The organism is Microbulbifer sp. ABE4_465 (assembly GCF_056160765.1).
In genome coordinates this window covers 43,741-66,205 of record NZ_JBSWXV010000007.1, presented here as the reverse complement: position 1 = coordinate 66,205, position 22,465 = coordinate 43,741, and the positions used below count along the sequence as shown (strand labels likewise).

Sequence of the window (22,465 nt, the reverse complement as noted above, 5' to 3'; positions counted from 1 at the left end):
ACTTCCCCAAACCATCGCAAAATGGAGCTGACCACCTTTCCACTCTGTGCGGTTCGGGAAAATGGGACGGTATGTGGGGGCATGAACCGCTAGCGGGTCCAGAGAATATTATCGATCTGCAATATTGCCCCCATCTGATTGTCCCAGGTGGGCGATATGACAAACGGCGTATTGACGCTACCGGCGTTGAGACCACCTTCGACCAGTGCCATCACCGGGATCTGAAAATGTGTCCACTGGTCCGGCGCGGGCATATCCAGCGGGTAATCACCAGAGGAGCACGGATGACCGCAATCCGCGCGGAATGTTAAACCCGCAGCACCGGCATCCGCCGGCTCGTTGAGAACCCGCAGGTCAAACTCCACATAGGTGTAATCGCTCAGGTCGTAAGCGCTGTCGGATTGAAAAAAGCCGATTCCCTGATTGGTGTTATAGGTGATCTGCGCCACCTCACCATACTCACCACCAATGTTCTCGATGGTGTAGCCAATATCCCCATGGGCGGTCCAGGTATACCAGGCGTATGGGGCCTTGGCCTCACCGTCAAAAATCACCAGCTCGTCGTCGCTACTGTCCGGTGCCTGCGGTGGCTCCAGCCCCGGGTTGTGGACAAAATCACCGTCGCTGCTGGCACAGCCTTTACCGGTATCAAAATTTTCCGTGCACTGATATACCCGCACATAGTCGATGACAAAGTCCTGTGGAAAAGCTTCTTCATCGATACCGGTGTCATTCACGTTCGCGGGCCAGTCGCCCCCCACAGCCAGGTTCAGTATCAGGTGAAAGGACTGGTCGAAAGGCGCCAGCGGATTTTCCAGATCCGCGGTGGTGTACCAGCCGTCGCTGGTCTGGGTCGCATAGTGGTCTCCGTCCACATACCAGCGTATCTCCCCCTCTTGCCACTCCACGGCGTAGGAGTGAAAGCCATCGGCAGGGTTGAGGTCACCGGGAATCTGGTAGGCCTCACCGGTGTGCTTGTTGCCGGGCCAGGTACCGCCGTAGTGCAGCGTGCCGTACACTCGATCTTCACCGCCGACTTTCAGGTTGACCGCCTCCAGAATGTCGATTTCGCCAGACAGGGGCCAACCACCATAGGCCCAGTCCGTGGGCAGCATCCAGAACGCGGGCCAGCTCCCCTGCCCGAACGGTAATTTCGCGCGCATTTCAAAACGACCGTATTTCCAGTCGCCGATGTTCTTGGTACGCAACCGGGCGGAGGTAAAAGTGCCACTGCCGGAGGTATCGTTGGCGTCGTAATTCGGATCATCGTCCACCAAGGAAGGTCCTGTGGCATCTTCGCGAATGGCCCGAATATGCAGCATGTCGTCCGCTACCCAGGAGTTGTCCGGGGAATCCGTATAACACTGGGCTTCGTTATTGCCACCACCGGTGCAATTTTTTTCGTGAACCCATTTTTCAGCATCGATCGCACTACCGGAAAACTCATCGGACCACACCAGGCAGTAACCGGAGTTTTCCGGGTCCTCCAGGCATTGTTCGGGGCGGGTATCGACCACCGGCGGATCAACAATAGTCTCACCCGGATCTTCGTTATTGGAACTGCCACCGCCACATCCGACTGCGGCCACGGCAACTGCCAGTGTGGTACTGCGGAACAGGAATCTCGACATCGCTGTCTCCTTTTACTGTGTTTATTCTTATCACTGTTTATTTTTTCACTCAGGTCCCCACAGGGAACGGCACCTTTTTAGCGCAGGCAATGAATATCCGTCGCCCCACATTCCGTTGGTACACAACCTGAGCCCTGTGACTTCCTGCACCGCCAATAAATAAGGCGCGGAAAAGTTTCCGCGCCTTTCTATCAGTGCTTGCCAATTATTTTTTAAAACATCAGAGTGAATTCAGGAAGCTCAACAAATCCTGTTGTTGTGCACCACTCAGGCTCTGGTACGCATTGTTGGCCGCCTGACCTTCCCCACCGTGCCAGAGAATCGCCTCTTCAATACTGCGCGCCCGCCCGTCATGCAGATAGCCATGCTGCGGTGTGCAGATTTCATTACCCTGACCACCGACCGGGTTTTCCACTCCACCGGTAACACAGGCGGACAGACCCAACCCCCAAAGCGCGGGAGTTCGCCATTCAGCACCAGAGGCTTCACCTTCGCCAAGGTTATCCGCAAGTCCCGGCCCCATGTCGTGCACGAGCAGGTCAGTATAGGGGTGGATGGTCTGATTGCGCAGTTCCGCAAACGGATGCTGTGCACTGGTTTGCTGCGTAGGAGTATGGCAACCGGCACAGCCGATACTGGCGAACAGTTGTTTGCCGTTGACCACTGACGGGTTGTCATAATTCCGCTGGGGACGCACGCCGAGCAAAGCGACGTATTTGGTCAGATCCTGCAGATGATTGTCGGCAAGCTCCGCACCAGCCGCACCGCAATCGTTCTGACTGCTGCCACAGTCCGGTTGCGGGAACACCGATGTCATCACGCCCATATCCGTGTTGAGCGCACGGGCCAGCTGGTGGCGAATACTGGCAATTCCGGCCTTCCAACCAAAACGGCCCAATCGTGTTTCGCCGGTTTCAGGGTCGACTACGCGGTTGACCCGTCCGGAAATACCGTCACCGTTCGCGTCCGCAGGATCGGCGTTGGCGATTACACTGGATTCGTCGATGGCTTCCAGCAATCCCATACCGACAATGCCCGGTGCGATCCGTGCCGAGAAACGCTCTGGTACTACGCCGATAAACGCATAATTCGGCGAGCGCAGTCCATTCTGCTCACTCCAGCTGGCGATCGAGACCTGGCCCTCACTGGCGGCGCCATTGCGGGCCTTGGGCTGAATTGCAGAGCCGAGATATGGATCCGGGTCACCACTGGCAGAGGCAACTTTGAATGTCCATTTATCCAGGGGTTCACCGATTGCGGCCGGCACCGCACGGCCATTGCGTTCATGACAGCTGGCACAACTATCGTTGATGTAATGGGGGCCTGCGAGATTGACCATTGGGGTAAACGGCGGGTTTTCCAGTGGTTTTTCATCGTGCACGCCATCAATGGCAGAGCTATGCAGCACCCGGCGTCCGCGCATAAACGGTTGCGCATTTTCATAGCCGAGGTTGGTCGCCATCTGCATATAGTGATTGTCGGTCTCTCCGGAAGTCAGCGCATGTATGGTGGTATCGCCACCGAGCCACGCACTTTGCGGAATCTTGAACGAGTCTTTTATCCCACCAAATGGCGTAGCACCACCAACGTCCCAGGGCACCAGGCCTTCACCGACAATATACAGAAAGGTGGTTCCGTAATAATTGGCGCGGCCATTTGGCACACTGGGATCGAGAAATTGACTGATTTCAAACTCCAGCAGATCCCCCACCTGGATGTTGCGGTTTTCCCGGCAGTTATATGTGCGCTCCTTGTAATAGTTGTACTGATCGACAACCACCATAGTGCCGTTATCGCAATATTCCGCCACGGTACCCACACCGCGATAGAACCAGCGGTTTTCCGCCTCCGTATCACTCAGCTTGAACTCGGTGCGCACATTCATCCGCACTGAACTACCGCCCTTGGCGACTTCATCGATGATTTCGATCGCCGCGGTGCGATCCTCCCAGTAAAAACTCAGGTAATGGTCATACGCCTGGAACTGGTCTTCTTTGGCATGGCGATCCCGGGCGCGGTCGGAGAAACGGGTAACCAGCGCATTGGCGGTTTCAAACGTAATGGCGGGCTCCAGTGCGGTGCCGCTGTTGTAAAGCGGGACAATATTGCCCAGATCTGCACCCGATGATGAACCGCTGGACGAGCCGCCGGAGGAACTGCTTGAGGAGCTACTTGAACCACTGCCACCAGATCCACCACCAGAGGATGACGACGAGGACGATGAAGAGGAAGAGGAAGAGGAAGACGACGAAGAGGAACCGCCCTGGCCACTAAACACATACTGACTGGCCGGAATATTCTCACCCACGCCGTTGGTAATTTTCGTGTAGGACACGGTAATTACATCGCCGGCGTTCAGATTGGCAATATTGTGTGTCCACAAGCCGCCCGAGTGGGACATTCGCACATTCATCTGCGCGCCGCCATTAATCGAATAGTGCACATCCACAATATCGCCGCCGGTGAGCCGCGCCTGTGCCGTGTTGCCATCCAGCTCCACCACACATCCGTTATCGCAATTTGCGGCCTGCCCGAACACCGCAAGCTCCCAGATGGAATACCCCCACTGGTTTCCGGCACTGCGGCTGATACCCTGAATGCGCACATGCCGGTAGATTCCATCGACATTGACCGTGTCCGTGCGGTGCCCGAAGACACCACCGGTCTGAACACTCAGTGTGCTCCAGTCAACACCATTATTGGACCCCCAGATCTCGTAAGTATCCGGATTGGCCGCTTCCCAGAAAATTTCTACCTGGTCCAGGTCGTAGGCCTGCCCGAGATCAACGGCAATCCAGGATGGGTCTGTCTGCGCGGCCGACGCCCAGCGAGTGCCGTTGTTGCCATCGATCGCGTTGCTTGCGGGGAGGTCCGCGGTACTGGCAGAAATACTGGAGCCTGTCGCCAGATTGGTATGCTGTGCCGCGGCGGGAAGCGGTAACACGAGTGACAGGGCAATCGCGCTGCTTGTGATCAGGGAACGTGCGGGCACCGACAGGGTGCTCCGCCATGTGGGGAGTAGACGCATGGTCAAACCTCGCTTCATCGTTATTCTTGATTATTGGAGTGCGAGCGCTGTAGCTCTCATCTCAGTACATCGCGAGGTTGAAGCTAGTTTCTTTACTAAGTTCCCGTCGTCCCACTTTATGGATTTTGAAAATATGACCCACCTGAGAAACCATTTCGGCGCAGACTTGCGCCGAATCCATCACATTTTCTCAGGCGCCATGGACTTACAGTAATGACCAATGAATTCCATATGCTGCGGCCAACCCTCAACGGTGCCGCGAACCTGGCTGCGGATACCCGCAAGGAATTTATCCAGTTCAGCTGCGCTCATCATATCCGCAATCGGGTGATAACTTTGCGGCATAATTCCCTGCCCGAGCATAACCTGCAGCCAGGATGTCTCTCCAAACAACTCTTCTCCGTATTTATATACACGGCCACTTTCCCTGAACATGGCCATACGGTGCGCGAGTGAATCCGGAATATCCATTCCCCGGCAGTACCGCCAGAATTCGCTGTCTTCGCGGTCGGTAAGCTTGTAGTGGAGGATAATAAAATCCCTCACATTCTCCGTTTCGTCCAGCACCAACTTATTGAATTCTTCAACATCCACCTGCTTGATTCCATCCGCCGGAAACATGGTCATCAGACGAATGATGCTGCGCTGAATCAGGTGAATACTCGTAGACTCCAGCGGCTCGATAAACCCGCTGGACAACCCGATCGCCACACAGTTTTTATTCCAGTGCTTCCGGCGGGTTCCAGTGCGGAACGGAATAACCCTGGGCTCGGTCAGCGCATCACCCTCGACATTGTCCAGTAATTGCCGCCGAGCCTCATCGTCCGATTGATAATGGCTGCAGAAGACCAGTCCATTCCCGGTACGCGTCTGCAGTGGAATTCGCCACTGCCAACCGGACTCACGGGCGATGGATCGTGTATAAGGCACCGGGCTGTGACTTTTGGTGGTTTGCACGGCGACCGCGCGATCACAGGGAAGCCAGTGACCCCAGTCGTGGTAACCGGTGTGCAGCGCCTTGTCGATCAGCAGGCCGCGGAAACCCGTGCAATCGATAAACAGATCACCTTCGAGTCGCTCGCCGTTCTCCAGATTCAGTGCCTGTATATCGCCAGTTGCGTGATCCAGCTGCACGTTGCGAATCTTTCCCTCAATCCGTCTGGCCCCAAATTTTTCCGCAAGCGTTCTCAGATACTTTGCGTACAGGCTTGCATCAAAATGATAGGCATGTGTGCGCTTCCTTTGTCCACCTGTAGCAAATCGGCCCTGGCGGGCAGCGTAGTGCTCGACACAGTAATCGCCGATTTCATGCTGGATTCCCTGCTGTAATCCCTTCACCCAGAAGTGGCTGAAATTACACGCCCAGCAATCCTGTCCGGCATCACCAAATGAATGAATATAGTCCTGCCCGACATCCTTCCAGTTCTCAAACGATATCCCCAGCTTGAAGGTAGCGTTGGTGAAGGCCATTACCTCGCGCTCATCGATACCGAGCAGCTGGTGAAACAGGTGCAGGGAAGGAATGGTGGCCTCACCTACCCCTACGGTGCCAATCTCTTCCGATTCCACCAGGGTTATATTGAGGTTTTTTCCCAAAAGTTTCGCCAGGGCGGCCGCAGTCATCCAGCCTGCCGTACCGCCACCAGCGATGACCACATTGCGAACCCGTTGCTTGCTTTTCATTACATCTCTCACGTTTTCTTTATTGTTTTCTTTATTTTTTTAGCGCTTCAGGTCATTTTGAAGTTTTGCCCGCAGTTGCATCGCAGCTTCCAGCGAGAGGGGCTGCTCCAGAACACCGCGGCGCCCCGCCGGAATATGCTCGGAAGCACCGTCTTCCGCGTCAAAAATATAGTAGTCAAACAATGCCTTCCACGCCTTGCGCTGATGCGCGGGTAAATTGCGCAACCCGAGCACGGCATGTAACAGTGCATTGGTGGGCCTTCCCATATGGGCTTCGGAATCCCGCCACCAGTGGGTATAGAGTACATTGAGGTTGCCCAGGCTTTCCACGTGATGCCACCACATACCCGGAATATACAATGCATCGCCCGCGTCCAATTCTGCCACCAGCGCATGGTCGAGTGCGGTACGAAATCGCGGGAACCGTTCGAAGTCAGGCTGGTAAAAATCCACCAGGCTCACTTCCTGGCCACCGGGCGCGAATTCCAGCGGGCCGGGGTATAAATTACTGATTTGTTCCGGAGGTAACAGGGTGAAGCGACGTTTCCCGGCGATATTGCACGCGAGGTTATTCGGAAAATCGTAGTGTGCGGCCACCCGTACCTTATTGCCCAGCCACAGGGACCCTACCGGTGAAACCGACCGCACACCGGCATCGTTGACCTCGGCGAACGTCGGAAACCAGTGCCCCACTTCACTGGAGGGCATATAGCGCATGGGTGTATTGGGCTGGCCCGAATCGGCAAGAATTTCGTCGAGTAAGATACCCAGATCCGTTTGCCGGACCTGGAAATTGAAGCCACTCATGTCCTCGTTGTAGAACACCCGGCCGCCGGTCTCCGATTTTCCGTAGCAGCCATTGATCGGATGGCCGCTATAGTGACCCAGTAAATACTCGGCAACAGCGCGATCCGATTCCTTCGCCGCGACAACCGAAGGAAAGTGAGCGCAGTAACCGCGCAAAACAAGTGGGCGCGTCACTCCGGCGAGATATTCCAGAATATTGCCCGAGTGCACACCCCGGACTTCACTCGCCGCAGTAACACCCGCATCCTCAATACATGGAGCTTCCAAGGTTCACCCCCTCAGTGCGCCGTGAGACGTCGGTTCTTTTCGTCAATCAGACGTCGCATCTGGGACTGGGAAGCCATGACCATGTAGATGGCCTCGAGGAACCCGGCACCATGCAGTTCCTGCAGGTCTTCCGCATCCAGCGCCTTCAAGCGCTCTTCATTGATGGTATAGAAGCCCTTAAGCTGATTGGTCTCACCATTATTCAAGGTCACCTCCAGCGTAAATGGTTCCAGTAATCCATGTACCTGCAGGGTGCGTACGAACTTTTCGCCCTGCTCTATCCCCTGATGTACCGCCTCCAGCATGTCTGCAACGCGATCCAGGTAGGGGGTATTACCACCGTATTCAAGAAACAACGCTTCTCCACGGACGCGATTGACCCGGGGGTTATCCAGGTCGATATGAATTACGCGCCGGCTTTTCTGCACGCCATCCTCAACGTGGTGCTGGCGGCCAATCATGAAGGGCTCGCGACGAATGGCCAGTGGAATGTATGACGCATCCCATCCGCACTCATTCAGGAACAGGTTCTCCCCGGGCTGTAGCCCCAATAGCGCCAGAGGAAAAAAATTACCACTGCGCGCATCTTTCTGGAAAAAGATCGGGTACTGCCCCTGCAGTGCGCGAAACTCCAGGGGAAACGTCAGTGCGAACCATTGATCATCGCCAAACGCTGCGGAGCGCTCGGTCACCACCCGCAATTCGCGGTGATCCACATTGTTCAGCAATACTGCATTCGTCATCGTGCTTCTCTCACCGTTATTGTTTTTATCTGATGTAAGACTCTTTAGCCAAAAAAGCCGCTGCTCCTCTGGGAACAGCGGCTTTCCTTTGCTTTAGCAAACCATCCTGTGAAGGCGCTTAGAAGGCGTAGCGTGCGCCGAGCTGCCAGCGTTCACCACCTTGATACAGTCCCATCAACTGGTACTTGTCGCGGCCGTGCACACGTACATACTCGTCGGTTACGTTGATTCCTTCGAGGAATACCTGCATACCTTCGATTTGCGGAATCTCATAACTGATGTTCAGGTCGATCTGACTGTACGCCTCAACATACTGCGGATGCTCACCAGTATCCTGACCGCGGGCACTCAGGAACTCATCTCGCCAGTTATAGGCGATACGCGCCTGGAAACCATTTTTCTCGTAGAAACCCACCAGGTTGGCGGAATCACTGAGGCCGATCATGGATTCCTGGTCCATGATCAGGAACGGATCGTAGGTCAGGTCGGAATCCACAATGGTGTAGTTCGCCTGCATACCGAAACCGGATTGACCGAAGAAGTGCTGAACCGCCAGCTCCATACCGTCGATGGTGTTGTCGAGTTCACCATTCACCGGCTGACTGATGCGGAACACCATGTCGTTATCGGTTTCCGGATTACCGGTGATCTGCACGGTGTCGATCTCACCCTCGTCGGTGTAAGTCACATTGACGTAGGGGCTATCGGCGTAGTTCTGCGCGATGTATTCATGAATGGAAACATCGGCACCCGCTGCAATTGCGGCCCGGGCCTCATCCACCAGCGCGCCATCGGACGGATTGGGGATATTGAAAATGGTGCTTTCGGTGATACCGCCACTAATGAAGTTGGACACTTCCTTGCGGAACAACCCGACGGACGCGTAACTGGTGTCGCCGTAGTAGTACTCAAGGGAAAGGTCGTAATTCAGGGACTCAAACGGCTTCAGGCCCGGGTTGCCGGAGGAGCCTCCGCCAATACCACTGTTCGCCTGACCACCAACGGTGGTGCCACCCTTGATGTCGTTGTAGCCCGGGCGAGTGATCGCCTCACTGATCGCCGCGCGCGCGACCACTTCATCGGTCAGGTCGATACTGAACGCAAGGCTCGGCAGTACGTAGCTGTATTCGCCGGTCTGGGTCAGGTAGTCCCGTGCACCGTCACTGCTGGTCAGCACAACTTCGGTACCACCAGACCAGGTCGCGGTGTCGTAGGTGGGCACGATGGAGGTGGATACCACTTCGGTTTCTTCAAAACGCAGCCCGGCATTCACGCGATAGGGCATGCCGCGTAGTTCGGAGCGGAAGTTGTACTGGGCGTAGGCGGCGTTGGTAGTCTCCACCGTGGTGCGGTCGGTTTGCGAACCCCAGTCGGTAGAGGCACAGAATGCCGTACCACAATCCCCCAGCGCAGTGGCCTGGGACAGATCCGTGGGATCATTGCCGAACTGCTGCTCGGCGATCGCGCGCACGGCATTGAAGTCCCAGGCAAAATACGTATCGAGGGCGGTCTGGTTGCCATCGATCTCGGAGAAGTCACCCCAGGACATGTCGAATTCGTCCGACAGATCTTTCGCGGTGAACAACTCGTCCGGGAGATCGGCCGGGCTGCCGGCACCACCCCAGCTGTTGCGCTGTACAAAGGTTTCCTGAGACGTATTGCTGACTTCCTGGCGGGAAATACCAAAATCGATATCGCTCGACGCATTCAGCTCGAAATTACCGCCGAAGCGGAACTGGTCGATTTCTGAGTGATCGCGGTTGTTCTGGAATACAGAACCGGTGACCAGGATATCCGATGCATTCAGGCCATTTTCGGTAATGACATGCAGTGCCGGCAGGTCCTGAGTGAAATCGATGGTAGAACCCTGGCGCACCAGCGCCGCCAGACTCAGGGTACCGCCGGTGCCCCAGGGGCTGTCCGGGCGGCGCTCGGCTTCAGAGTGCTGGGCATCAAGTTCCAGGCTCAGGCGGTCGCTGGCCTGCCACTCGAGATTCACGCCGAACATGTCACCTTCAAACACCTCGGCGGTGCTGCCGCCGCCCATGGCCACGTCACCACCAGTGCCGAATTCGGAGTAGATGATCGGGGAAGAGATGGGGCCGTCGGTCCAGATACCTTCCTGGCTTCCCCCCCACTCACCCCAGGTGTGGTACACGGAAATATCGTTGAACTGTTTGGCGATCTTGTTCTGGTAGTAGTTGTAGTCAACAGTCGCGGTCACGTCTTCGTTCGGCGCCCATTGCAGTACCAGCTGCCCGTTGGTGCGCTTGCGCTGCTGCTCTTCAAATTTGTACACCAGGCTGCGCGGGGCGGAGTAGATGTCACCCTCACCCGGGCGGTTTACCTGGCCTTCCAGTGGCAGGAACCCACCCCAGTCGTTGCTGTTGGTCTGGCCCTCGGCACTCATCCAGCCGGGGGTGGTGGACTGGGAGCTGCCGCTTTCGCGCTCGGAGATATTACCGGAAATGGCCACACCGAATTTGCCATCGGCAAAGGTATCGGAATAGAAGCCGCTGAATTCGGGCGTCATATCCGCATCATCGGAGGACTCATCAATCACACCTTTGGCCGCAAAGCGGATGGTGCGCTCGGGAGTTTCCAGCGGACGCGCGGTCAGCAGGTTGATGGTCGCACCCATGCCGCCGGACGGCAGCGTGGCATCGCTGGTTTTGGCCACTTCCACACCGGTCACCATGTCGGAGGCGATGTTCTGGAAATCAAACGAGCGGCCACCGGTGGTACGCGCCAGCTGGCGACCGTTCAGGGTCACCAGGTTGAAGTCAGGACCCAGGCCGCGCACAGTGACCCGGCTGCCTTCGCCGTTGACACGGTCAATGGAAACACCGGAGATCCGCTGCATAGATTCCGCCAGGTTGGTGTCGGGGAACTTGCCGATATCTTCCGCGGAGATGGCATCCACAACACCCTGGGCGTCGCGCTTGGTATCCATGGATTTATCGAGACTGCCGCGAATACCCAGCACCACCACTTCTTCCAGTGCTGCATCTGCTTCGGTTTGAGCCAGGGCGCCGCCGCTTACACCCGCGAGGGTGGCGATGGCCACCGCAATAGAATTCTTCTTGAATCCGGTCATTCTGTTCATGGAGTTGTCTCCCCCATCGTCACGTCATTTTATTTATTGGTTTTCGCCAGGGTGGGTACCACTTGAGACCGCAACAGGATAACCCGATCTGGCGCGAGCCTATACTCCCGCTGCGCGCCAAATTGCGTCGTCCCACCTTGGGAAATTGGTGAAAAATGGACTATCCCACCTTGATTCCCGCAAAGCGGGAACGGGAAAGCACTTACTTTTCAATGACTTACGAGAATGACGCGCTTTTGCACCAGCGTGAGCCATTTACAGCACCAGTGCGGGGCGAGAAGCGGGGAGCAACTACTGCCTACTGATCAACCCTTGACGGCACCGGCCGACAACCCGGATATCAGGAAGCGCTGCAAGGCGAGAAACAGGAGCATAACGGGCAGAGAGACGAGAATGGAGCCGGCAGCAAAGTACCCCCACTCGGAGGCGTAGTCGCTGACAAAAAAACGCAGGCCTACCGGAACGGTGTAGAGGGATTCATCATCCATAAAGATCGAGGCGAGAATAAACTCGTTCCACGCGGTCATGAATGCGAACAAGCCGGTAACCGCAATGGCGGGGCGTGCCAGGGGCAGGATGATTCGGATAAAAATGGTCCAGTGGCTGGCACCGTCGAGCAGTGCGGACTCTTCTATCTCAAACGGCAGCGTGTCGAAATACCCTTTCAGCATCCACACACAAAATGGCAGAGCGGTAATGGAGTACACCAGGATCAGCCCCAGCCAGGAGTTCCCCAGCCCCAACCACTGCACCACAATCACGTAGAGCGGTATCAACATCAGCACCGCGGGAAACATCTGGGAAATAAGGAACAACATCATGCCGCGCTGCCGACCGGCGAAGCGAAAGCGGGAAAATGCATAGGCCGCGGTGCAGCTCAGGGTCAGACCAATAGCGGTAGTGGCCATGGCAACCACCAGGCTGTTGCCGAGCCAGCGAAGAAACGGTTGCTCGGTCAGTACCGCGCGGAAGTTGGCCAGAGTCCACTGTTCCGGCAGCGGAATCAGGGCCATTAACTGCTCGGTAATACTGGCGTCTTCCGTCAGTCGCACCAGGGTCAGGGACTGCTGGCCGGAGAAGGCGAGGCTGACAACCCACAACAGCGGATAGATCACGATCAGCGAGGCGAAAATCAGCAGCGCGAAACGGGCGCTGCAAATATCGCGCAGCAGCCGCTTGCCGCGCAGGCTGACCCTTCCGGGCATAGGTCCGGCTTCTCTTGCGGTAGTCACCGCGCGCCCTCCATAGTTCGGCTCACGCGCACCTGCCACATGGCATAGCAGAACAGCAATGCCAGAATCACCATGGAATAGGCCGCGGCGTAGGCGTACTGGTATTTTTCAAAGCCAATTCGGAACGCCTTGGTGATCAGAATATCGTTGGCACCCGCCGGTGCGCCGTCGCTGACCAGATAAATGACGTTGAACATATTGAAGGTCCACACCACCGACAGGATCACCGCCGGGATCAGCACCGGTTTCAGCAGCGGCAGGGTAATCGCGCGGAACTGGAACCAGCGTCCGGCGCCTTCCACCCGGGCCACCTCATACAGTTCCCGCGGAATGGATTGCAGGCCGCCTAAAATGACCACCATCATAAACGGGATACTCAACCAGACATTGGTCACCAGCCCGGTAAAAAAGCTCGCGCCGATGGAATCGAACCACGCCACCGGCGCCAGCCCGAGCACCTGCAGGCCCTGATTGATCACGCCGAATTGCGGGTGGAACATGCCTTTCCACACCAGCGCGGTAATGTAGTTGGGAATGGCCCAGGGCAGAATCAGAATCAGGCGGAACCAACTGCGCCCGAAAATAGGCCTGTCCAGGGCAAGCGCCAGAATCAGCGCCAGCCCCACTGCAAGCACCACATTGCTGGCGGTCCACAATACGGTGATCAGCAGCGTCCAGTAAAAATTATCGAAGTCCAGACTGCGCTCGCTGCCCTGCCCCCGCCACAAGTGAAAATCACCGAGAATCGCTGCGTAGTTGTCCAGCCCGACAAACCGCGACCACAGGGGGGCGTGCTCATTGAATACCGTAGTATCGGTAAACGACAACAGCAGGCCGTACAGCAGCGGGAAAAAGACCAGTACCAGCATGCCGACCATGGCCGGCAAGATATAAAGGTAAGCGGTTCGGTTGGTCTGCCAGCTCGCCATCAGGCGCTTGCGATAACGGTGCCAGCCCCAGGCCGCGAGCACCATCAGTGCAACTGGAATCGCCCACAGCCAGATTGGCATCTGCGCCGGGGTTTCACCCCGTCGGCGGGAGCGCTCCAGACCCGCGAGGTCCGCGCTCAGTTGCCGCTGAAGTTGATGCATCTCCGCTTCCGGCTGCGCCACACCCTTGACGACTTTTTTCAACGCATTTTCCAGGGGAACCCACAGCAGGGTCATGGCCGGCAGATTGGGAATCGGCACCGTGTGCTCCAGCTGGCGGCGAAACGCCATGGCCACATGGTTGGTTGCGATACTCGGGTGTTCAAACGCACTGATATTCGCCGGTAGCTGTCCCCCCTCGATGGCCATGATCTCCGCGGAGGCGCGGCTGGTGAGAAACTCCATCAGTGCCACGGCCTGTTCCGGGTGCTGTGACCAGGGCGACAGGAACAGCCCCTCAACCGCCACCCAGGGTGACAGGGGTTTACCGCTCTCGCTGTTGAGCGGTAGCGGTGCCACCCGGTAATTCACCTGCGGAGAGATTTCCCCCAGCATCCAGGGGCCACTGATCACCATCGCCGCTCGCCCCTGATTGAACAGGTCCGTCACCAGCGTGCTGCTGGGATCCTCCGGCAATATCCGGTCGTGGCGCGCCCAGCGCGCGAGCATCTGCAGCGAGGCAATATTGGCCGGACTATCCAGATCCAGGTTGCCACCGCGATCAAACGGGCCGCGCCCGAAACTGTTCATCAGAGCGCCGTGAAAAAAGGGTTCGGTGTAGCTGTAGGCGAGGCCAAAGCGCCCGACAGCGCGGTCGGTGTGGCGCAGCGCCTCTAGCACCATGGCGTCGGTTGTGGGCGGCGGCGACTGCGCCAGGTCGGTATTCATGATCAGCGCGGGGCTTTTGAACGCGAACGGCAACCCGTAGAGGTCGCCCGCAAAGGTCATCGCATCCAGCAGGTTTGCCGGGAAGCGCCGCAGTAAACGCTCACTCACATAGCGATCAATTGGCTCTACGGTATGCCCCGAGCTGGCCCACCCGCCGAGACGATCGTGGGCAAAGACAAACAGGTCGGGCCCCTGCCCCCGGGGCAACGCCGCGGATAACTTGTCGGCAAAGCCACCAAAGGGAACCGCCAGCGCCTTGACCTGTACCGCGCTCTGGCTGCGGTTGTAATCTTCAATACGCTGTTCAAAAGCGGCGCGCTCGGCCCCGCGGTAGCTGTGCCAGAGAACGAGAGTCTCCGCCCCGTGGGCAGGGGCGGCGCCCACCAGCAACAGCGGCAACAACATGGGCAACAACATGGGCATCAGCAGGGAAATTCCCCGGCGCTTTCTGCACGGACGATTCAGCACGTGTGCACTCCGGTGCGAACGCCATCACCGCGAATGCGCTGCTGGCTAGTCCCATCAAATAGGTACACCGCGGCGGGATCGAACGCGAGCTCCAGCGTGTCGCCGAGGACAAACATCCGCAGCCCCGGTAACCGGGCCACCAGCTGTGAGTGACCGGCACGCAGGTGCACCAGCATTTCCGCACCGAGGCTTTCCACCAGTTCGATCTCGCCCTTAAGCCGCGGCCAGTTTGCCGGCGCGCTGGCCGCGGTCACGAGTTTTTCCGGGCGCAGCCCAAAAACCAGTGTGCGATTCAGCCCTTTCAGCTGCGGGCGCGGCAACTTGAGCAGGTCACAGGTGAGCTGGGTGCCGTCATTCGTCACCGCGAGCAGATTCATCGGCGGCGAGCCCATAAAGCCTGCGACAAAGGTATTGTCCGGATCGTTGTAGAGCTCCAGAGGCGTGCCCACCTGCATCAACTCGCCCCGATCGAGGATGGCAATGCGAGTGCCGAGCGTCATCGCCTCCACCTGATCGTGGGTAACGTACACAGAGGTGGTTCCCAGCTGGCGGTGCAACCGGTGAATGACACCGCGCATCTGTACCCGCAGCTCGGCGTCAAGATTGGACAGCGGTTCATCGAACAGGAATACCTGGGGATCGCGCACCATGGCACGGCCCAGGGCCACCCGCTGATTCTGGCCGCCGGACAACTGGCCGGGCTTGCGCGCGAGCAGATCCGACAACCCCAGGGTCTCGGCGGCATCCCGCACCCGGCGATCAATGCCCAGCTTGGGGAAATTCCGCACCCGCAGGCCAAATGCCATGTTTTCGAACACGGACATATGTGGGTAAAGGGCGTAATTCTGGAACACCATGGCGATGTCCCGGTCCTTGGGCGGCAGGTCGTTGACCCGGTGACCACCGATATACAGGTCGCCACCGCTGATGGATTCGAGCCCGGCAATCATCCGCAGGGTAGTGGATTTGCCACAGCCGGACGGGCCCACCAGCACCATAAATTCGCCATCGCGGATCTCCAGATCCAGTCCGGGCACGGTTGCGGGACCATCGTCATAGCGCTTGCTGACGCCGCTGAACTCTATATTGGCCAATGGGACGGGTCTCTCTTATCGTCGATATACAGCTTTTATTATTGTCTTTCTATCGCTGGCAGGATTCTCTACCAGATACCGGATTGTGCCCCAGAAACATCGCCGCCGCCTCCCCCCCATGACACACGGATTGGCCAAACCAAACCCGATCATTTGATGTTGCACACAATCCTACACCGTCCCGCCTGATCCTCCAGTGGCACCGCACAGGAGTTCGCAGGCGTCGCCCGCCACAACTCATGTGTCCTCCCGCGACGAAACCCGGAGGACAAATACGCCCCGCACAGCGTTCTGAAACATTTGTACTAGATTTAACGGGCGCAGATGTACCGCGTTGTAGTCGATAAGTATTTATAAGGACTCAGAGATATGCGCCAGGCCCCAATTGCGGCTTTTATTGCAACATTTGGCGTCACCCTCGTGACTCTATCTGCCTGTTCGGTAAAACCGACCGCCATGGACGACGCCACCATAGATCAACGCGCGAGTGGTGACTGGCAAACCGCCTTCGGCAATCAACAACCGGTCACCGGCCCCATCGATCTCAATGAAGCCATTGCGCGGGCCATCGCCTACAACATGGACAATCGTCTCAAGCTGATGGAGGCGGCGGTCGCCAACCGCAACCTGAGCCTGTCGCGCTGGGACATGCTGCCGGAAATTGCCGCCAGTGCCGGTTACAACCACCGCAACAAACAGCACTTCGCCAGCAGTGAGGACGTAAACGGCAACGAATCACTCGCCCAGTCCACCTCCCTGGATAAAACCTACAGTACCGCCGGGCTGGAGCTGTCGTGGAACGTGCTCGACTTCGGTATCAATTATCTCTCCGCCAAACAGGCCGCCGATGGCGTGATGATTGCAATCGAGCGCCAGCGCAAGCTGATGCACAACGTGATCATGGACGTGGAATACGCCTTCTGGATGGCCGCCGCCGCCCAGCGCGCCCAGGGGCAACTGCCCGGGCTGATCGAACAGACCCGGCGCGCACTGGAAAAATCCCGCGAGAGCGCCGAGCGCGGGTTGCGCCAGACCGAGGCCAGCCTGGCCTACCGTCGCGACCTGCTCGACCTGATGCAGCAGCTGCTAGCGCTGGAAGGCGATATGCACAACGCAAAGATGGAACTCGCCTCGCTGATGGGGCTCCCCCCCGGCACTCAGTTCGCGGTCAGCGCCGCATCCAGCGATGTACTGCGCAGCCCCTTCGCGGAAATGAGTGTGCTGGAGCTGGAGCAATACAGCCTGCGCAACCGCCCGGAACTGCTGGAAGAGGATTACCGCGAGCGCATCGCCGCAACAGAAATCCGCAAAGCATGCCTGCAGTTGCTGCCCGGCCTTGAACTGCGCACCGGGTATTTCTACGACGACAACAGCTACCTGCTGTACAACGATTGGGCCGAAAGCAGCCTGCGCCTGACCTGGGATTTACTCGGCACCGTGGTCGCCGGCCGCGACCTGATCGGATACGCCCGCGACAATGAGCGCCTCGGTGACGTTCGTCGCGCCGCATTGACCGTGGCGGTGCTCACCCAGGTCGACCTCGCCTACAGCCATGTAAAACGCGCGCAACTCAATCACGGCTATGCGCTGGAGCTGGCGGATATCGACCGCCAGATGGCGAGCCAGTCCCGCGCGCGCTGGCAGTCCAGCCAGGGAACAGAGCTCGAAAATATCCACGCGTCTACCCAGGCATTGCTTTCCAGCGTACAGCAGGACGTAAGTTACGCCGACTGGCGTAGCGCCAATAGTCGACTCAGCAACGCGGTGGGTTTCCAGCCGGAGTTTTATATCGATTACCGCCAGCCGCTGGAAGTGATCGAACAGCAGGTCGCCGACATGCGCACCCAGAGCGCCAGCATGGAACTGCTGCCAATCGGTGGCTACAACCCGGAGGGCGTGGAGAAGCGCGAAGCTGAAATCCGTGAAGACGGGCAAGCCGCAGCGCACTGGTAAACGCCGCAGACTTTTACCGGGGCTTTTCCAGAATCCTGAAGTTCAGCAATTTTCAGTAATTGAAGGTCACTCACAGCGTTGATGTGGCTGCGACAGATGTACAGGTGGTACCCGTCATGCAAATCCGAACCGTTATTTCCACGGTGCTGCTGGCAACCTGTGTGGCAATGGTCAGTGCCGGTGGCTTCGCTCAAACCACGGGCGAGCCACGCACCAACAGGGACCAGAACACCGCCCCCGCCAAGCTCAACGCACTCAGCCGGGTGCAGCTATCCAGCGAACTTGCCGCGCGCATCATCGAAGTCCATGTGCGCGCGGGCGACCGCTTCAACAAAAATGATCTGCTTGCACGTTTCGACTGCACAGAACTGAGAGCCGAACTCGAAGGCGCCGAATCCCAGCGCGCACTTGCGCGCCGCCAGCTCGATGCCAATATTTCACTGCGCCAGCTGGGCGGCAATATCAGCGAACTGGAAATGCTGCAGAGCGAGGCACAGCTGGCAGAGACCACTGCCAATGCCAAGGTGCTCACTCACCGCAACAGCCTTTGCGAAGTGCGCGCCCCCTTTGATGGTTATGTCGTAAGCCGCACGGTGGAACCGCACCAGCGCACCGAAGTCGGCGCACCACTGTTCGAGCTGGTCGACAACCGCGGGCTGGAAGTCGAAGCCATCATTCCCTCTGCGTGGCTCGCCAAGCTCTCCCTGGGTGACAACTTCCAGGTCATGATCAATGAAACCGGTCTGACCTACTCCGCCACCTTGCAGCGCATTGTCCCCGTGGTTGACCCGGTAACCCGTACCGTACGGGTCATCGGTGTTATTGATTCCGGCGAAGACTCAATAAATACATCCCGGCTGTTGATTTCCGGTATGAGCGGCGAAGCCCGGTTCCAGCGGGCGAAAAGCACGAGCGACCTCCTCGCCGGCGGCTCCGGTAAGAGCGATCATCGCGGAGCCAACTGAGATGGATGCAAAGCTACTGGAGAAGCTCAACGGATTTCTGTCCCTGCAAAAAAAACTCCGTGACGCAGCCGATGAACAACAGATTGGCCGCATCGTCTGTACCGATAGCCAGTCCCTGCTCGCGTTTGATGCCTGCCTGTATTTCAGCGGCCCTCAACTGAATCTTGCTGCGGCATCCAATGTCACCAGTGTTGACCCGACCAGTAGTGAAGCACAGCGCTGGCGCGGTGAAGTCAAGGGTTATATTGGTGAGGCACGCAAGCAAGCGTCTCCGCACACACCGGTTCAGGTGGAGATACATACCGCGGGTGACGCACCGCCGGAGGCTTCCGCCACCCTCAACGCCCGAACCCTTGCACTGTTACCCATCGAAAAAAACAACGGGGACCTACTGGGCTGCCTGGCCCTGTTGCGCGCGCGCAAACTCTCACCTCAGGAGCAGGAGATTTTCCGGGAAATCGGTGCGGCACTGTGTCACGGGCTGCTGGCCCTGCGGGGGCAGAAACAAGGGTGGTTAAAAAAATGGCTGGGGCGCCGTCCGCTGATCGCCGCGGCAGCAATTGCAGCGATCTGTGTAATCCCGGTGCGCCAGAGTGTTCTCGCTCCGGCCTCTCTGGCGGCCATAGAGCCGCGTATCGTGTCCGCGCGCACCGATGGCGTGATACGTGAAATCAATATTCCACCCAATGCGCCGGTACACAGCGGCGACCTGCTATTTACCCTGGAAGATGCTGAGGTCAACGCAGAGATCGATCGCGTACAGCAGGAAATTGCCCTGTACAGCGAACGCCTGCGCATGACACGCCAGTATAATTTTCAGCAGACCTCCGCCGGCCACAAGCTTGCGGAAGCGGAAACCGATCTATCCATCCGCACCCTGGACCTGGAATTCCAACAGGCACAGCTGGACAAAACCCGCATACGTGCGCAGGCCTCCGGCGTGGCCATATACACCGACCGGGCGGAATGGATCGGCCGGCGGGTGCGCGCCGGTGAAAAGGTAATGGAGATCGTGCAGCCGGATGCGCGCCAGATCCAGATAGACCTGCCAACCCGCGATGCGATCCGCCTTCCGCCCAATGCGCGAGTGGTGTTTTATGCGGAGTCCGACCCACTCGCTCCCATCGAAGGAGAACTGCACTACCACAGCCTGCTGACCAGTGAGGGCGAGAATCTGCCGGCGAGCTACCGACTGCTGGCGACCATTGGGCAGGATCACGCCCAGATCCATATCAATACCCGCGGCCATGCGCGGGTATACGGTGCACGGGTGCCGCTGATCTATTATCTGCTGCGCCGCCCGCTGGCCTCCGCCCGTCGCTGGGCCGGAGTCTGACACCCGCAATGAGGTAACCGCACCGGTGCAGTCACAATCATTCGACGATCCAGCCTCCACCACCGCTAACGGAGATTCTCCGGGGAGCACACCGTGCACTTGCTGGGCACCGCTGCGCAGCGACCTGCAAATTCACCGCAGCAACGAGCAGGGCGACCAGCATCATGGGAATTTCGAGCATCATCGCTTTCACACCTGGCTACTATTCGACCCCTTGCGGGGCCAGTACCTGGAACTTGGCGAGCTGGAAGTACTGGTGCTGCAGCTCTGGCACCTGGGCAGTACAGAGAAGGTTGCGGCGGAAATTGCCGCTCAGCAGGGCTGCAAAATCGATCCACGGCAAATTGAATCCGTGGTGCGTTTTGTCAAAGACAATGAACTTCTGCAGACCAGTAGTGATGCGCTGTCTGCAAAGCTCGCATCGGTGAGCAGGGCACAGCAGCGGCTGGTGAAACTGCAAAAAAGCCTGTTCTGGCGGCGTCCGCTGTTTGTCCCCGACCTGAGCTGCCGGCTACTGTTGCCCCTCGCCCGCGCCACCGCCGCAGGCTGGTTTTACGCGCTGCTGGCGTGCACGGTGCTTTTCTGTGCCGTCTCTGTTGGTCAGCACTGGTCTGAATTTATTGCCTACTTCGACGCGGGCTGGAATCCGGTGGGCGCGGTCATTTTCTTTTTCTGCTATCTGCTGCTCAGCCTGGTGCACGAGTTGGGTCACGCCAGCGTAGCGCGCCTGTACGGCATCCGCGCCAACAGTATCGGCGTCGGGCTGATCGCGCTGATGCCAATCATGTTCAGTGAAATCACCGATGCCTGGCGCCTGCCTCGCAAAGCGCGCCTGCACATTTCCGCCGCCGGGGTAACCTTTGAGTGCGCCCTCGGTGTCGCCGCCGCGTTGGCCTGGTGCCTGCTGGACGACGGCCCACTGCGTGCGCTGATGTTTTACCTGTTTACCGCTTCGCTATTAACCACGTTGATGATCAACGCCAACCCGCTGATGAAATTCGACGGCTACTACCTGTTGAGTGATTACACCGGCGAAAAGAATCTTCAGCAAACCGCAAACACCAGCCTGCGTCACTGGATCTGGTCACGGCTGGTGCGCCACTACCCAGCCCCCTCCGGTCGCCGGCAACAACTGCTAATTCTGTTTGGGCTCGCCAGTCTTGTATATCGGCTGATGGTGTTTGCGTTTATCAGTTACGCCGCTTACCAGTTACTGTTCAAGGCCGCCGGCATACTGGTGTTCCTGTTGTGTATTGGCCTTTTGCTTTGCGTGCCCGCCTTCCGGGAGATTTCCGGTTTTCTGGGTTACCTGAAGGAGCAGAATTCCAGGCGCGACGGCGACCAGTCGAGATCACAATCGGGAGAGGAACTGATGCAGAGTTCACAGGGTAAGACACCACTGATTCCGCGTCTTTGCCGATGGTTAAGTTTATTCCGGCCCTGGGCGCTGCTCACCATCTTCACACTTCTCGCCCTGCTGCTGATCCCGTTACCCTGGCCGGTGCAGATTCCCGCGGCCACTTACTTCTCCGCAGAGCAGAAGGCCATGGCCCCCGCTGGCGCGACACTGGGCCGCTTCGTCAGGCGCGGAGAAGCGGTGACCGAGGGGCAGATCATCGCCGAGTTTCATAACGACGAGCTGGCCTACCGTATTGCCCGCACTCGCACCGAATTGAACCTGCTACAACGCCGCCAGCACAGCGATGGGTTTGCCGAAACCCTGGACGCCCTCGACGGGGTCTACCTGCAGGACCTGTTGAGCAAGCGCCAGTTGCTGCGCGCACTGGAAACCGAGCAGCGGCAACTTCAAGTTTCGGCACAAATTTCCGGCGTCGTGGACTGGGTACTGCCAGGGCTCGGTACAGATCAGTTTCTGGATCTCAATCAGCCGTTTTTGACCATCGCCGATCGTCGCAGCCTCGCGGGCCGCGCCTATGCGCAAGCACAACAGAATAAGCGTCTGAATGTTGCTGACACCGCAGAGCGGAAAGGCAGGCTGTTTCTCTCTGGCCAATGGCAACCGGTTCCGGTGACGGTACTTGCGGTGGAACAGATTGCATCGCGGCGCATCCAGGATCCGGCGCTCGCCTCCGTCAACGGCGGCCCTCTGCAATCACTGGCCGACGACCCGCGCCGCTCTGCCGAGGCGCTGCATTTGATTCTTTTTGATGTACCCCAAACGTCACGTGACGACGCCAGTTCGGGGCCATCCGTTCCGATGAGTGCCCAGCGTACCGGCCATCTGGTACTGCTTGGCGAGCCGGTAAGTCTTCTGCAATTGCTGACGCAGCGGGTTGCCGGTGTACTGATTCGCGAGAGCGGTGTCTGACCGCGC

At 58.1% G+C, this 22,465-nt stretch carries 13 protein-coding genes; 4 read left to right on the top strand and 9 right to left on the bottom strand.

Features of this window, described 5'->3' with window-relative positions:
• Positions 1-89 precede the first annotated feature (89 nt).
• The 9 genes from ACXAG1_RS12330 to ACXAG1_RS12290 form a co-directional block, all read right to left on the bottom strand.
• Positions 90-1,631 carry a family 16 glycosylhydrolase gene (locus ACXAG1_RS12330; protein ID WP_475119853.1) on the bottom strand — a complete coding sequence of 514 codons (1,542 nt, stop codon included), beginning with the start codon at positions 1,629-1,631 and terminating at the stop codon, positions 90-92.
• Between the two features lie 220 nt (positions 1,632-1,851).
• On the bottom strand, positions 1,852-4,623 hold the full coding sequence (locus ACXAG1_RS12325) for a di-heme oxidoredictase family protein (RefSeq protein WP_475119852.1): 2,772 nt from the start codon (positions 4,621-4,623) through the stop codon (positions 1,852-1,854).
• A 216-nt stretch (positions 4,624-4,839) separates the two neighbouring features.
• A complete protein-coding gene (locus tag ACXAG1_RS12320; protein WP_475119851.1) occupies positions 4,840-6,342 on the bottom strand; it encodes a tryptophan halogenase family protein in 1,503 nt (500 codons plus the stop codon).
• 39 nt (positions 6,343-6,381) lie between these two features.
• Positions 6,382-7,416, bottom strand: a complete 1,035-nt coding sequence (locus ACXAG1_RS12315; protein WP_475119850.1) for a cupin-like domain-containing protein — start codon at positions 7,414-7,416, stop codon at positions 6,382-6,384.
• Positions 7,417-7,427: 11 nt separating this feature from the next.
• A complete protein-coding gene (locus ACXAG1_RS12310) occupies positions 7,428-8,159 on the bottom strand; it encodes a SapC family protein (RefSeq protein WP_475119849.1) in 732 nt (243 codons plus the stop codon).
• A gap of 118 nt (positions 8,160-8,277) precedes the next feature.
• Positions 8,278-11,265, bottom strand: a complete 2,988-nt coding sequence (locus tag ACXAG1_RS12305) for a TonB-dependent receptor (protein WP_475119848.1) — start codon at positions 11,263-11,265, stop codon at positions 8,278-8,280.
• 305 nt (positions 11,266-11,570) lie between these two features.
• A complete protein-coding gene (locus ACXAG1_RS12300) occupies positions 11,571-12,470 on the bottom strand; it encodes a sugar ABC transporter permease (protein ID WP_475119847.1) in 900 nt (299 codons plus the stop codon).
• Between the two features lie 23 nt (positions 12,471-12,493).
• On the bottom strand, positions 12,494-14,782 hold the full coding sequence (locus tag ACXAG1_RS12295; RefSeq protein WP_475119846.1) for an extracellular solute-binding protein: 2,289 nt from the start codon (positions 14,780-14,782) through the stop codon (positions 12,494-12,496).
• Entirely contained in the window at positions 14,776-15,876 is a 1,101-nt protein-coding gene (locus tag ACXAG1_RS12290) for an ABC transporter ATP-binding protein (RefSeq protein WP_475119845.1), read from the bottom strand. Before ACXAG1_RS12290 ends, ACXAG1_RS12295 begins: the two co-directional genes overlap by 7 nt.
• Positions 15,877-16,245: 369 nt before the next feature.
• On the opposite strand from ACXAG1_RS12290, the gene ACXAG1_RS12285 reads away from it, so the two are divergent.
• The 4 genes from ACXAG1_RS12285 (at position 16,246) to ACXAG1_RS12270 (ending at position 22,459) form a co-directional block, all read left to right on the top strand.
• Entirely contained in the window at positions 16,246-17,829 is a 1,584-nt protein-coding gene (locus ACXAG1_RS12285) for a TolC family protein (protein ID WP_475119844.1), read from the top strand.
• A gap of 116 nt (positions 17,830-17,945) precedes the next feature.
• Complete coding sequence (locus ACXAG1_RS12280; RefSeq protein ID WP_475119843.1) at positions 17,946-18,794, top strand: efflux RND transporter periplasmic adaptor subunit; 849 nt, start codon at positions 17,946-17,948, stop codon at positions 18,792-18,794.
• A 1-nt stretch (position 18,795) separates the two neighbouring features.
• Positions 18,796-20,130 carry an efflux RND transporter periplasmic adaptor subunit gene (locus tag ACXAG1_RS12275; RefSeq protein ID WP_475119842.1) on the top strand — a complete coding sequence of 445 codons (1,335 nt, stop codon included), beginning with the start codon at positions 18,796-18,798 and terminating at the stop codon, positions 20,128-20,130.
• Positions 20,131-20,155: 25 nt separating this feature from the next.
• On the top strand, positions 20,156-22,459 hold the full coding sequence (locus ACXAG1_RS12270; RefSeq protein ID WP_475119841.1) for a M50 family metallopeptidase: 2,304 nt from the start codon (positions 20,156-20,158) through the stop codon (positions 22,457-22,459).
• Positions 22,460-22,465 lie beyond the last annotated feature (6 nt).

Bases quoted from the DNA above. Each gene is read 5' to 3' on its own strand.
- ACXAG1_RS12280 (WP_475119843.1), top strand. From the start codon at position 17,946: ATGCAAATCCGAACCGTTATTTCCACGGTGCTGCTGGCAACCTGTGTG.
- ACXAG1_RS12330 (WP_475119853.1), bottom strand. From the start codon at position 1,631: ATGTCGAGATTCCTGTTCCGCAGTACCACACTGGCAGTTGCCGTGGCC.
- ACXAG1_RS12310 (WP_475119849.1), bottom strand. From the start codon at position 8,159: ATGACGAATGCAGTATTGCTGAACAATGTGGATCACCGCGAATTGCGG.
- ACXAG1_RS12300 (WP_475119847.1), bottom strand. From the start codon at position 12,470: ATGCCCGGAAGGGTCAGCCTGCGCGGCAAGCGGCTGCTGCGCGATATT.
- ACXAG1_RS12320 (WP_475119851.1), bottom strand. From the start codon at position 6,342: ATGAAAAGCAAGCAACGGGTTCGCAATGTGGTCATCGCTGGTGGCGGT.
- ACXAG1_RS12305 (WP_475119848.1), bottom strand. From the start codon at position 11,265: ATGAACAGAATGACCGGATTCAAGAAGAATTCTATTGCGGTGGCCATC.
- ACXAG1_RS12285 (WP_475119844.1), top strand. From the start codon at position 16,246: ATGCGCCAGGCCCCAATTGCGGCTTTTATTGCAACATTTGGCGTCACC.
- ACXAG1_RS12275 (WP_475119842.1), top strand. From the start codon at position 18,796: ATGGATGCAAAGCTACTGGAGAAGCTCAACGGATTTCTGTCCCTGCAA.